The sequence below is a fragment of the Janibacter endophyticus genome, from assembly GCF_016888335.1.
In the GTDB taxonomy this organism is placed as follows: domain Bacteria; phylum Actinomycetota; class Actinomycetes; order Actinomycetales; family Dermatophilaceae; genus Marihabitans; species Marihabitans endophyticum.
Map to the genome: position 1 here is coordinate 1,234,266 of NZ_JAFEJG010000004.1, position 12,574 is coordinate 1,246,839.

9 protein-coding genes are annotated in these 12,574 nt (G+C 74.8%); 7 read left to right on the top strand and 2 right to left on the bottom strand.

Features of this window, described 5'->3' with window-relative positions:
- Positions 1-10: 10 nt before the first annotated feature.
- Positions 11-670 carry a TetR/AcrR family transcriptional regulator gene (locus JNO54_RS06080; RefSeq protein WP_204143090.1) on the bottom strand — a complete coding sequence of 220 codons (660 nt, stop codon included), beginning with the start codon at positions 668-670 and terminating at the stop codon, positions 11-13.
- A 113-nt stretch (positions 671-783) separates the two neighbouring features.
- On the opposite strand from JNO54_RS06080, the gene JNO54_RS06085 reads away from it, so the two are divergent.
- Together JNO54_RS06085 and JNO54_RS06090 are read left to right on the top strand one after the other, a co-directional pair.
- Positions 784-4,020, top strand: coding sequence for an ATP-dependent helicase (locus JNO54_RS06085; RefSeq protein WP_204143091.1), 3,237 nt, complete (start codon positions 784-786; stop codon positions 4,018-4,020).
- The gene (locus JNO54_RS06090; protein ID WP_307818078.1) at positions 4,017-7,361 is read left to right on the top strand and encodes an ATP-dependent helicase; all 3,345 of its coding nucleotides are present in this window, start codon (positions 4,017-4,019) and stop codon (positions 7,359-7,361) included. The genes JNO54_RS06085 and JNO54_RS06090 overlap by 4 nt, the downstream gene beginning before the upstream one ends.
- A gap of 4 nt (positions 7,362-7,365) precedes the next feature.
- On the opposite strand, the gene JNO54_RS06095 is transcribed toward JNO54_RS06090, so the two are convergent.
- Complete coding sequence (locus JNO54_RS06095; RefSeq protein WP_307818079.1) at positions 7,366-8,460, bottom strand: phosphotransferase; 1,095 nt, start codon at positions 8,458-8,460, stop codon at positions 7,366-7,368.
- A 67-nt stretch (positions 8,461-8,527) separates the two neighbouring features.
- Here JNO54_RS06095 and nudC point away from each other — a divergent pair, with 67 nt between their 5' ends.
- The 5 genes from nudC (at position 8,528) to JNO54_RS14740 (ending at position 12,469) form a co-directional block, all read left to right on the top strand.
- Positions 8,528-9,451: an NAD(+) diphosphatase gene (gene nudC / locus JNO54_RS06100; protein WP_204143093.1), complete on the top strand. Its 924-nt coding sequence runs from the start codon at positions 8,528-8,530 to the stop codon at positions 9,449-9,451.
- 90 nt (positions 9,452-9,541) lie between these two features.
- Positions 9,542-11,590: an ATP-dependent DNA helicase UvrD2 gene (locus JNO54_RS06105; RefSeq protein WP_233703519.1), complete on the top strand. Its 2,049-nt coding sequence runs from the start codon at positions 9,542-9,544 to the stop codon at positions 11,588-11,590.
- Positions 11,591-11,752: 162 nt separating this feature from the next.
- On the top strand, positions 11,753-11,926 hold the full coding sequence (locus JNO54_RS06110; protein WP_204143095.1) for a hypothetical protein: 174 nt from the start codon (positions 11,753-11,755) through the stop codon (positions 11,924-11,926).
- Between the two features lie 98 nt (positions 11,927-12,024).
- Positions 12,025-12,321 carry a WhiB family transcriptional regulator gene (locus JNO54_RS06115; protein WP_204143096.1) on the top strand — a complete coding sequence of 99 codons (297 nt, stop codon included), beginning with the start codon at positions 12,025-12,027 and terminating at the stop codon, positions 12,319-12,321.
- A 25-nt stretch (positions 12,322-12,346) separates the two neighbouring features.
- Positions 12,347-12,469, top strand: a complete 123-nt coding sequence (locus JNO54_RS14740; RefSeq protein WP_267911234.1) for a hypothetical protein — start codon at positions 12,347-12,349, stop codon at positions 12,467-12,469.
- Positions 12,470-12,574 lie beyond the last annotated feature (105 nt).

Sequence of the window (12,574 nt, forward strand, 5' to 3'; positions counted from 1 at the left end):
CACGATCACATCATGCGCCGGCGTCGGTCTCGGCCTGGCCCTCGCCCACGGCCCGCTTGGTGGCCACGGTCGGGAAGGACCCGATGCCACGCCAGGCGAGGTGACCGGCAGCGCGGGCGGCGTCCTCCCGGGGGATCTGCGAGCCCCGGGCCAGCCAGGCGCGAGCCGAGATCTGCGACATGCCGACGAGGGTGATGCCGAGCAGGTCGGCGAACTCCTTGGGCAGGCCGGTGTCCTCGGCGACCCGCTGGCTGATCGCGTCGCCGACCTGGGCCTCGAGACCGTCGAGCCGGTGGCGGACCTGCGGGTCGCTCGTGAGGTCGGACTCGAAGACGAGACGGAAGGCCTCGCCCTCGCCGCCGACGAACTCGAAGAAGGCCGCGATGGTCCGGTAGACCCGGTCCTTGTGGTCGCTGGAGTTCTCCAGCGCGTCGAGGACGAGGGTCTCGAGCCGGTCGCACTGGCTCTCGAGGAGCGCGAGGTAGAGCTCGAGCTTGCCCGGGAAGTGCTGGTACAGCACCGGCTTGGAGACGCCCGCCTCCTCGGCGATGTCCTCCATCGCCGCGGAGTGGTAGCCCTTGCGGACGAAGACGGTCTGTGCCGCCTCGAGGAGCTGCGCGCGGCGCTGGGCGCGGGGCAGTCGCTGCACCCCCTGGGGCGAGCCGGTCATGGGGAGTCCTCCTGGGTCGGCCTGAGTTGGCTCAGTCTACGCAGGGCTAGGCGGCCGGCGCGGGCCGCCGGTCGCTGCACCGGGCTGTCGGTGGGCGGTGATGGGATGGGGTCATGGCAGTCAGTCACGGCACCGGTGCGAGCGCGAAGGGGGCGACCCGCGTCGTCCTCGACCGCGCGGTCGGCCTCGGGCCGGGTGGCCGGACGGGGGTCGACAGGGGTCGGCTCGACCCGGACCAGCTGCGTGCCGTCGAGGCACGCGCCGAGGTCCTCGTCGTGCTCGGCGGGCCGGGGACGGGCAAGAGCGCGGTGGCCGTGGCCGCAGCGCTCGACCGGGTGCGGACGGGGGAGTGCCGGGCGGACGAGGTCGTCCTCGTGGGCGCGAGCCGGCTGGCCGCGGCGGACCTGCGCGATGCCGTGACCGCCGGGCTGACCGGAGCGGCTGCGGTCCCGCTGGCTCGGACGATCCAGAGCCTGGGCTTCGCCGTGCTGCGCTCGCAGGCGGCCGTCGACGGGCTGCCTGAGCCGCGACTCATCTCGGGCGCGCAGCAGGACCTCGTCCTCGCGGACCTGCTCGCCGGGCACGCCGAGTCCGGGTCGGGCCCGGCGTGGCCAGAGCGGCTCGTCGAGGCGGTGCCGACGCGCGCCTTCCGCGACGAGCTGCGCGACCTGCTCATGCGGGCGGTCGAGCACGGGCTCACCGGCGCGGACCTGCGCGAGCTCGGCGTCGAGCACGGCCGCCCCGAGTGGGTCGCGGCCGCGGAGGTCTTCGAGGAGTACGAGGAGGTCGGGGCGCTCGCGACCCCGGGCGCGTACGACCCGGCGTGGGTCCTCTCGGCGGCCGCCGACCTGCTCGAGCACGACACCGAGGCTCGGGCTCGCGCGCTCGGCGAGATCGGCTGCGTCGTCGTCGACGACGCGCAGGAGCTGACCGTCCCCGCGGCGCGCCTGCTGCGGGTGCTCACGGACGCGGGGGTGCCGCTCGTCCTCGTCGGCGACCCGGACGCGGCCGTGCAGACCTTCCGCGGCGCGGAGCCTCGGCTGGCGCTCGGCGCGTGGACGGGACGCGAGGTGGAGCAGGTCGTGCTCCGGACCGGCTACCGGGTGCCGGCCGCGGTCGCGCAGGCCTGCGAGCGGGTCGTCGCCCGGATCGGTGCGGTCGGCGGCGGTGCCCAGCGCGGGGCCGCGAGCGGGCACCTCGGCTCGTGCGCGGCGGTGGTCCTGCGCTCGCAGGCGCAGGAGGCCTCGTACATCGCCCACCGGCTGCGCCGCGCCCACCTCGTCGACGGGGTGCCGTGGGACGAGCTCGCGGTCGTCGTCCGCGGAGCGGCCCGTCAGTCGACCCTGCGACGGGTCCTCGCCGCGCGGGGCGTCCCCGTCGTCTCGGCGACCGCCGACATCCCCCTTCGAGACCAGCCGGCGGCGGCCCCGCTGCTGCGGCTGCTGCGGATCGTCGTCGATCTCCAGCGCGGGCACAGAGCCGGCCCCGACGTCGAGGACGTCCTCGCGCTGCTCACCTGCCCGCTCGTCGGCGCCGACACCGTCGCGGTGCGCCGGCTGAGGCGTCGGCTGCGGGCGCTCGAGCTGACCGCCGGGGGCGGTCGGTCGAGCGACGAGCTCCTCGCCGCGGGGGTCGTCCACCCGGCGGAGATGGACGAGGCGGTGCTCGACGCAGGGACCGACGCCGGCGACCTCGCGCCGCTGGTGCGGCTCGCCCGGGTCGTCGCCGCCGGGCGGGCCGCCGCGCCCGTCGACGGTGAGCGGTGGCGTTCCGGCGTCACCGCCGAGTCCGTGCTCTGGGCCCTCTGGGAGAGCGCGGGTGTCGCCGACGACTGGCGTGAGCGAGCCCTCGCCGGCGGACCGTCCGGTGCCCGGGCCGACGAGGCCCTCGACGCGGTCGTCGCGCTCTTCGCGGCGGCGGGAGCGCACGAGGAGGCGCGCCCAGGCAGCGGCCCGGAGTCCTTCCTCGCCTCGGTCGCCGAGCAGCAGGTGGCCGCCGACTCGCTCGCCGAGCGCAGCCCCGCGAGCGGAGCGGTCGCGATCGTCACCCCGGCCGCCGCGGCCGGACGGCAGTGGCGTCGCGTCGTCGTCGCCGGCGTGCAGGAGGGGGTCTGGCCCGACCTGCGCCTGCGCGGCTCGCTGCTCGGCTCCACCGAGCTCGTCGACGTCCTCACCGACCGAGGTGACGGCTCCGACCCCTTCGCCGCGGAGGGCGGAGCCCTCGCCGCCGCCCGCGCCCAGGTGCGCTACGACGAGACCCGGATGCTCCACGTCGCGCTGACCCGGGCGAGCGAGGACGTCGTCGTCACCGCGGCGCGCTCCGAGGACGACCAGCCCTCGGCCTTCCTCGACATCGTCGACCCGCTGGGGGCAGCCACCGCCGAGCGGCCCGCGGTCGAGGCGCCGCTGCCGCTCGACCTCGTCGGTGTCGTGGCGCGGCTGCGGCAGGAGCTCGACGACCCCGGGACCGCGCCGGCTGCCGCGGTGCGGCTCGCCCACCTGCGCGAGCTAGGTGTCCGCGGCGCCGACCCTGACCAGTGGTGGGCCCTGCGCGACCTTAGCGACAGCCGTCCGTTGCACGACCCCGACGACGTCGTGCGCATCGCGCCCTCGCAGGTCGAGGACTTCGAGGCGTGCGCGTTGCGGTGGCTGCTCACGAGCTCGGGCGGGCGGGGGATCACGCACGTCTCTGCGAGCATCGGCACGCTGCTCCACGCCATCGCCGAGGAGCACCCGGACGCCGACCACGCGACCGTCGCCGCCGAGGTAGAGCGTCGCTGGCCGCAGCTCGGCGAGCCGCCCGGCTGGGTCTCCGACCAGCACCTGCGACGCGCCCACGTCATGGGTCGGTGGCTGGCCGACTACTACACCCGTGCCCGGCAGGAGGGCTGGTCCGTGGCAGCCGTCGAGGCTCCCTTCGCGACGACGGTGGGGAGGGCGCGCATCACGGGACGGGTCGACCGGCTCGAGCGGCGCGACAGCGACGGGGCGCTGCGCGTCGTCGACTTCAAGACCGGCTCGACGAAGCCCTCTGGCACCGAGATCGAGACCCACCGTCAGCTCGGCGTCTACCAGGTCGCGGTCGAGGAGGGCGGCTTCGAGCAGGGGAGCGACTCCGCGGGCGCCGCGCTCGTGCACCTCGGACGCGCCGCGTCCTCGCGCAGCCAGGTCCAGGCGCAGACGCCGCTGGGTCAGGCCGAGGACCCGCGGTGGGCCCACCAGGCCATCGCCGAGACCGCCGACGGCATGTCGGCCAGCCAGGTGCTCGCCCGGCCCGAGGAGCAGATGTGCGCCCGGTGCCCGGTGCGCACCTCCTGCCCCACGCACCACGAGGGAGGGACGCTCCAGTGACCGAGCAGGGTTCGCTCTTCGACCTCGAGGCCGAGGATGACCGCGACGCACCCCCTACGAGCAGCCGGCCCCCGACGGGACCGGCGACGACGGCGGTGGTGGCGTCCGGGGCTGTGGCCGGGGAGCGGCCGCGCTGGAGCGCCGTCGAGGTCAGCCGTGCGCTCGGCCAGGAGCACCCGCCCACCGAGGAGCAGGCCCGGATCATCGAGGCGCCGCTGCGGGCCCAGCTCGTCGTCGCCGGGGCCGGCTCGGGCAAGACCGAGACGATGACGGCCCGGGTCGTCTGGCTCGTGGCCAACGGCCTCGTCGAGCCCGAGCAGGTCCTCGGGCTGACCTTCACCCGCAAGGCCGCCGGCGAGCTCGCCGACCGGGTCGGTGCCCGCCTCGCTGCCCTGGCCTCGTCGGGTCTGTGGGCACCGCCGGAGCGGGACGAGGCCGGGGCGCTCACCCTGCCCGGTGCCCCCACCATCACGACCTACCACTCCTATGCCGGGCAGCTCGTCCGCGAGCACGGTCCGCTGCTGGGTCGAGAGCGCGACGCCCGGCTGCTCACCGAGGCAGCTGCATGGCAGCTCGCCCACGAGGCCGTCCTCTCCTACGACGGCCCGATGCAGCAGATCGACTGGGTCGAGGCGACGGTGACCAAGATGGTCGTCGGTCTCGCCGGCGAGCTCGCCGAGCACCTGCGGACCCCCGAGGAGGTGGCCGACCACCTGCTCGACCTCGTCCGGCGGTGGGAGGCCGTCGAGCTGGCCTCCAAGCCGCTCAAGGCCGTCGCCGACGTACGCGACGCCCTGCGCGACCGGGCCCTCGTCCTGCCGATCGTCCGGCGCTACCTCGACCTCAAGCACGAGCGCGGGGTGCTCGACTTCAGCGACCAGATGGCCCTCGCCGCACGCCTGGCCAGCGAGATCCCGCAGATCGGTACCGAGGAGCGGTCGCGCTACCGCGTGGTCCTGCTCGACGAGTTCCAGGACACCTCCGAGGCCCAGCTCGTCCTCATGACGAGCCTCTTCGCGCCGGAGGGGCAGGCGCCCAGCCCGGTCACCGCCGTCGGCGACCCGCACCAGTCGATCTATGCGTGGCGGGGGGCGAGCGCGACGACGCTCGCGACCTTCCCGGAGCGCTTCGGCGGTGCTCCCGTCCTGCATCTCTCCCGGAGCTGGCGCAACGACGAGGCCATCCTCGAGGCGGCCAACACCGTCGCCGAGCCGCTGCGCGAGGGCAGCGCTGTCCCGGTCCGCGCGCTCGGGGCCCGCCCGGGCGCTGGTCGCGGCCAGGTGTGGGCGGCGCGGGTCGAGGACGCGCAGGCCGAGGCGGCACTGGTGGCGGACTGGGTCAAGGAGCGCCGGGGCGACGGACGACGCTCCGCGGCGGTCCTGTGCCGCAAGCGATCCCAGTTCACCGCGATCGTCGGTGCGCTCGCCGAGCGCGGGGTGCCCTACGAGGTCGTCGGCCTCGGCGGTCTGCTCGTGACGCCAGAGGTCGCCGACGTCATCGCCCTGCTCACGGTGGTGCAGGACCCCGCTCGTGGCGACCGGCTCATGCGCCTGCTCACCGGGCCGGCCTGCCGCCTCGGCGCCGCCGACATCGCCGGCCTCGCGGCGTGGGCACGCGAGGGCGGGCCGCCGCGGAGCCGCACCGCCGGCGTCGACCTCGCACCCGACTCCCGTGACGAGCGCACGATCGTCGACGCCCTCGACGATTTGCCCGATGCCTCGTGGGAGGGGCCGGGCGGGACCCGGGTCAGCGAGCGGGCCCTCAGTCGGCTGCGCTGGCTCGGAGCCGTCGTCGCGCGGCTGCGGACCGTGGCCGGCCAGCCGCTGCCCGACCTCGTCGTCGAGGCCGAGCGAGCCCTCGGCGTCGACATCGAGGTGCTCGCCCGTCCCGGATGGAGCCCCGGCGCGGCCCGGGCCCACCTCGACGCGTTCGCCGACGTCGCGGCGCAGTTCGCCGCGGGAGCCGACCGGGCGACCCTCGGCGGGTTCATCGACTGGGTCGAGGCGGCGATCGCGGAGGAGCGCGGGCTCGACCGGCCCGTCGTCGACCCGACGCCCGACGCCGTGCAGGTCCTCACCTGCCACGCGGCGAAGGGGCTGGAGTGGGACGTCGTCGCCGTCCCCGGCCTCGTCGAGGCGACCTTCCCCAGCCACAGCAGCCGGGCCCGGTGGGACAAGAAGGCGGAGCAGTGGGTCATGAGCGAGCCCACCGACACGGGGTGGCTGCACAAGACCGAGGGCGGCCTGCCCTACCCGCTGCGGGGGGACCGCGACGGTCTGCCGGAGCTCTTCGAGCATGCCCCGACGAGCAAGGAGATCGGCGAGTCGATCACCGAGTTCAAGCAGGCGGCGGGGCGGCAGGCGCTCACCGAGGAGCGCCGCCTCGCGTACGTCGCCTTCACCCGGGCGCGCCAGCACCTGCTCGTCGCCTCGTCGGTGTGGTCGGCGACGGGCAAGACGCCGCGCATGCCCTCGCGCTTCTTCGAGGAGGTCGCCGCGCTGCCCGGGGTCCATCGCATCGCCGAGGCGGCCCTCCCCGAGACCGACGCCAACCCCAACCCCCTCCTCGAGCAGACCCGGGCTGTGCTGTGGCCGATGCCGGTCGAGTCCGAGACGCGTCCCGCGCTCGAGCGGTCGCGGTCGGCCGTGGAGCGGCGCCCGGACGGCCCGGCCCTCGACGGCACGCACCCGCTCGACGGCGAGATCGAGCTGCTCCTTGCCGAGCGCGAGGCGGCCCGACGCCCCGCCGCGCCCAGCGTCTTGCTGCCTCCGCACCTCTCGACCTCGGCGCTGGTGTCGCTGGCGCGTGACGAGGACGACTTCGCCTCGCGGCTGCGACGGCCGATGCCGGAGCCGCCCTCACGCGCGCTGCGCCGCGGCACGACCTTCCACGCGTGGGTCGAGCAGCACTACGGAGCGGCCGCGATGGTCGACGTGCTCGACCTGCCCGGTCGGGTCGACGCGGCGGTCGACGACCCCGACCTGCCAGAGCTGCAGCAGCGATTCCTCGCGAGCGAGTGGGCGGCCCGCACCCCGATCGAGATCGAGCTGAGCCTCGAGGTGGTCATCGCGGGCCGTGCGGTCCGCGGCCGGGTCGACGCGGTCTTCGCCGACGGTGACGGGGGGGTGACGATCGTCGACTGGAAGACCGGGCGCGCCCCCACCGGCGACGCGGCTGCCGCCGCCGCGCTCCAGCTGAGCGTCTACCGGATCGCCTACGCCCGCTGGACCGGGCTGCCGGCCGAGCAGGTCCGGGCGGCGTTCTACTACGGGTCGACCGGCGAGACGGTCCGTCCGGAGCTCGTGGACGAGTCTGCCGTCGAGGACCTCCTGCGGCCCTGACCCGTCAGCGGCGCCCCTCGGGCTCGACGTCCGACGGGTCCTCGTCGGTCTCCCCGGTCGCACGAGCCAAGGCTCCTGCGTCCTCGTCGGTCTCCCCGGTCGCACGAGCCAAGGCTCCTGCGTCCTCGTCGGTCTCCCCGGTCGCACGAGCCAAGGCTCCTGCGAGTTCCTGGGCGCTCGTCTCCTCGTCGAGGCGGCGCAGGGCGGAGGCCTGGTCCTCGGCGGCGTCGAGGTCGCCGGCGGCGACGGCGGCCATCATCGAGCGGACGAGCGACATCTCGTGCGCGAGCCGGGCCCGGTCGACGAGGTGCGCGTCGGGCCGCTCCGAGCGGGTGTGCGCGTACGCCTCGAGGAAGGTGTCCAGTGACTCCTCGTCGAGGGCCGCGACGATCTCGGCGAGGTCGTCCGCGGCGTCGGCGACCCGGGCGTCCTCCCACCCGAGGAAACCCTTGACGACGAGCTCGCCCGGCTCGTCCTCGCCGACGAGCACCTGGTCCCCCTCGACCCCGCCGAGCGTCGGCACCGACGAGAAGCGCCACCTGCCGACGTCCTCGAGCTGGTTCTCCCACCGCTGCAGCAGCCCGGTCGGGACACGCCCCGTCGCCGCCGCACGGTCGAGGTCAGCGAGCCGCCGTGTCCGGTACGTCTCGGCGTCGTACGACACCGACCCCGCCTCGTCGAAGATCGCCGGGTCGAGGTTGTGCACCGTCGCGAGAGCACGTCCGAGGCTGGCTGTCAGACCCGGGCCCGGGGTGAGGAGGTCGAGCTCGACCGGACGGCCGGTGAGGTAGGGGTACACCGCGGCGCGACCCCCTTCGGGCAGGGCGACCCAGCCCTTGACGACCGGGACGGACTGGCGCAGCCGACGCGCGACGAGGTGGGTCAGCGTGGCCGCCTGCTCGAGCTGGGCCGAGGCCGCCGCCGTGCGCGGCGAGCGGATGACCCAGCGCCGGTGCTCGGCGTCCTGGACGAAGGCGACGTCGTAGCGCGAGGTGGGCCCGGTGCGTACCTCCTCGACGCTCACCGGGTCGAGCCCGGAGACGGCGGCGCTGGCCAGCGCGGCGAGGGCGAGCGGTCCACGGTCGGCAGGGGAGTTCACGGCCTCCACGGTACGGCGCGGGCCACGCCGCGGGGCGGAGCGCCACGGCGGATCTACAGTGAGCGTCATGCCCGATGCCTTCGACGAGCTCGTCTTCGCGGGCCCTCCGCTCGACCGGGCGGCGGAGCTGCGCACCCGGCACGACGTCCTCCGCCGGCTGCTCGCGGAGCCGGGCACCCGGGTCCTCGAGGTCGGCCGGCACTCGGTGGCGGCCGAGCGCGACGGCGAGAGGGTCACCCTTCGCCTCCGGTCGCCCCAGCCCGAGGACGAAGGGAGGGAGACGCTCCTCCTCGGCCGGCACGACGGCCGGGTCGTCCTGGCAGCCCGCGGTGACGGCGAAGGGCTGACCCCCCTTCGTGAGGTCGCGGACCTCCTCGGGCCGGCCGAGGCGTCCTTCGCGGCGACCGCGGTCGCCCTCGACAACTGGCACGGGAGCCACCCGCGGTGCTCACGCTGCGGTGAGCCGACCGTCATCGCGCAGGGTGGCTGGGTGCGGGTGTGCCCGGCCGACGAGAGCCCGCACCACCCGCGGACCGACCCGGCCGTGATCATGGCGGTCACCGACGACGCCGACCGGCTGCTCCTCGCCCGGGGGACGGGATGGCCGGTGGGCCGGATGTCGGTCCTCGCGGGTTTCGTCGAGCCGGGGGAGACCCTCGCTGCCGCGGTGACCCGTGAGGTTCTCGAGGAGGTGGGGATCGACGTCGTCGACGTGCGCTACCAGGGTGACCAGCCGTGGCCCTTCCCCGCCTCGCTGATGCTCGGCTTCACGGCCCGGGCGACCTCGACCGAGCTGACCCTCGACGGCACCGAGATCGCCGACGCGCGATGGTTCACGCGGGAGGAGCTGGCCGAGGCGCTCGAGCGCGGTGAGCTCCGCCGACCGATGTCGGTCTCGATCTCGGCCCGGCTCATCGAGCGCTGGTACGGCGGACCGCTGACCCGGCCCTCCGACCTGGGAGCGGTGCCCGGGGCTGTCACCCCCACCTGACACGATGCCGACGTGACTCCCTCCGCCGACGACGTCCTCAGCGGCCTCGACCCCGAGCAGCGCGAGGTCGCCGCTCACCCGACCGGGCCGATGTGCGTGCTCGCCGGCGCGGGGACCGGCAAGACGCGGGCGATCACGCACCGCATCGCGTACGGCGTGCACTCGGGCGTCTATCAGCCGCAGCGGGTCCTCGCGGTGACCTTCACGGCTCGGGCCGCCGGCGAGATGCGGGTGCGGCTGCGCGAGCTCGGGGTGGCCGGTGTGCAGGCGCGGACCTTCCACGCGGCGGCGCTGCGCCAGCTGCACTACTTCTGGCCGCAGGCCATCGGGGGAGCGGCGCCCGAGATCCTGCCGCACAAGGCGTCGGTCGTCGGCGAGGCCGCGTCCCGGCTGCGGCTCCAGCTCGACCGGACCGAGCTGCGTGACATCGCCGCCGAGATCGAGTGGGCCAAGGTCAGCCTGCTCACCCCCGAGTCCTACGCGGCGGCCGCCCGGCGCGCGCGCCGCGAGCCTCCCGGCATGGACGAGAGCGGGATGGCGCGGATGCTCGGGGTCTACGAGGAGGTCAAGGGGGAGCGCGGGGTCATCGACTTCGAGGACGTCCTACTACTCACCGTCGGCATCCTCGAGGAGCGCGAGGACATCGCCGCGACGGTCCGGCAGCAGTACCGGCACTTCGTCGTCGACGAGTACCAGGACGTCAACGCGTTGCAGCAGCGGCTGCTCGAGCTGTGGCTCGGCGGTCGCCACGAGGTGTGCGTCGTCGGTGACCCGATGCAGACGATCTACTCCTTCACCGGGGCGAGCCCGCGGCACCTGCTCGACTTCGCCGCGCAGCACCCGGGGGCGCAGACGGTGCGGCTCGTGCGTAACTACCGCTCGACGCCCCAGGTCGTCGAGACGGCCAACACCCTGCTCACGACGGTCCCGGTGAGCCGGCGCAGCGCGGGTGTCCAGCTGAGCGCCCAGCGGCCGGCGGGGGCGAGGCCGACCCTCACCGCGCTCGCCGACGACCCCGCCGAGGCGGCGTGGGTGGCGGGTGAGATCCGGCGCCGGGTCTCTGCCGGGACGCCGGCCTCCGACATCGCGGTGCTCTTCCGGACCAACGGCCAGTCCGAGGCGCTGGAGTCGGCGCTCTCGGACGTCGGCGTGCCCTACCTCGTGCGCGGTGGCGAGCGGTTCTTCTCGCGGCGCGAGGTGCGGGACGCGATCGTGCTGCTGCGGGGCGCGGCGCGCACCGACGACGGCGAGCACCCGCTCGGCACGCTCGTCGCGGACGTGCTGAGCGGCATGGGCTGGCAGTCCGAGCCACCGGCGGCCTCGGGTGCCGTCCGGGCCCGGTGGGAGTCGCTCAAGGCGCTCGTCGACCTCGCCGAGACCACCGCCGCGACGACCCCCGGGGCTCGGGTGGCCGACCTTGTCCGGGAGCTCGACGAGCGGGCTGCCGCGCAGCACGCGCCGGCCGTCGACGGGGTCACCCTCGCGTCCCTCCACGCGGCGAAGGGGTTGGAGTGGCCCGTCGTCCATCTCGTCGGGTGCTCGGACGGGCTCATGCCGATCGTCATGGCCGAGGGGATGGACGAGATCAACGAGGAGCGTCGTCTGCTCTACGTCGGGCTGACGCGGGCGCGCGACGAGCTGCACCTGTCGTGGGCGCGGGCACGGACGCCGGGGGCGCGGCCGAGCCGACGCGTGAGCCGTTTCCTCGACCCGCTCGCGGCGATCCTCGGTGAGGGAGCGCGGTCGACGCCCAAGTCTGCCGGGGGCGGGTCTGCAGGGGGAGGCCGGCGCGAGAAGCGGACGGCTCGGGTGCGCCACTGCAAGGGCTGCGGCACCGAGCTCACCACCGCGACCCAGCGGGCGTCGGGGCGGTGCCCGGAGTGCCCGCCGACCTACGACGAGGGGCTGTACGAGCGACTCGTGACGTGGCGGCGTGAGCTCTCCAAGGCCCAGTCGGTGCCGGCGTTCGTCGTCTTCACCGATGCGACGCTCGAGGCGATCGCCGAGGCCGAGCCGACGGACGCGCGAGGGCTGCTGGCCATCGCCGGGATCGGGGCGCGCAAGCTGGAGCAGTACGGCGACGACGTGCTCGCGATCGTCGCGGGCGACGCGCCGAGTCCGCCTGCGGCACAAGACTGAAGATCCCCGCCCGCCCCTGACGTGGACGTCCTGGGACGCCCTCCGGGGCCGTTCGGAAAAATGAGCTGGCGGGCCGGAGAGGGTGTGCCCTAACCTGCATGAGTCAGTCGGGAGCGCATGAGGCGCCCCGAGTCGCACGGTCACGAGAGGAGGGCAGTGCACATGGAGAAGCAGATTGCCTTCATCGCCGAGCAGCTCGGCGCTGCCCTCGTGCCCTGCACCGCCCCGTCCGCCCGGGTGCGCTGTGCAGCCGCCGCCGGCAATGCCGATCTGTACGGCACCGCCACCGTCGATGACCCGCGACCTCCAGGTCACTGGACCGTCCCCCTTCGCTGAGGGACCACCTCCAGACCTGCACCTCAGGCCGCGGCATCCATCGGATACCGCGGCCTTTCGTATGTCCCGACCCGACCACTGACCCAGGAACCACTCCCATGACTGCCCTCCAGACCAGCTATCCACCGCATCAGCAGAGCCGGCTCATCGCGGTCGCGCACACCGCGCCGTGCCTCACCGAGGAGCCGGAGATCTGGTTCGCCGACACCCCCGACGGTGTCGAGTTCGCCAAGGCCCTGTGCACCATGTGCCCCATCCGTGAGAGCTGCCTCGCCGGCGCGCTCGAGCGGCGCGAGCCGTGGGGCGTGTGGGGCGGCGAGCTCTTCGACGCCGGCCGAGTCATCCCGCGCAAGCGGCCGCGTGGCCGGCCCCGCAAGCACCCCGTCTCCGCGTGAGCAGCCCGGAAGGAGGAACGACACCATGAAGCCATTCCAGCGCGTCATGCGGTACCGCCGCACGCACGGGCAAGCCCCGCGTCAGCTCTCGCGCCGAGAGCGGGCCGAGATGCGACAGCAGGTCCCGGTCCACCTGCGCGTGCGATGACCTGCACCACGGTCGACCCCGTCACGACACCCGTCGAGGCGGGGTCGATCTGCGTCTCGCAGGAGCCAAGGCTCGTGCGAAGGGGGAGCGGCAGGAGCCTTGGCT

Excerpts from the sequence above, each read along its gene's own strand:
- JNO54_RS06080 (WP_204143090.1), bottom strand. The coding sequence starts at position 670 with ATGACCGGCTCGCCCCAGGGGGTGCAGCGACTGCCCCGCGCCCAGCGC.
- JNO54_RS06085 (WP_204143091.1), top strand. The coding sequence starts at position 784 with ATGGCAGTCAGTCACGGCACCGGTGCGAGCGCGAAGGGGGCGACCCGC.
- nudC (WP_204143093.1), top strand. The coding sequence starts at position 8,528 with ATGCCCGATGCCTTCGACGAGCTCGTCTTCGCGGGCCCTCCGCTCGAC.
- JNO54_RS06105 (WP_233703519.1), top strand. The coding sequence starts at position 9,542 with ATGTGCGTGCTCGCCGGCGCGGGGACCGGCAAGACGCGGGCGATCACG.
- JNO54_RS06110 (WP_204143095.1), top strand. The coding sequence starts at position 11,753 with ATGGAGAAGCAGATTGCCTTCATCGCCGAGCAGCTCGGCGCTGCCCTC.
- JNO54_RS06115 (WP_204143096.1), top strand. The coding sequence starts at position 12,025 with ATGACTGCCCTCCAGACCAGCTATCCACCGCATCAGCAGAGCCGGCTC.
- JNO54_RS14740 (WP_267911234.1), top strand. The coding sequence starts at position 12,347 with ATGAAGCCATTCCAGCGCGTCATGCGGTACCGCCGCACGCACGGGCAA.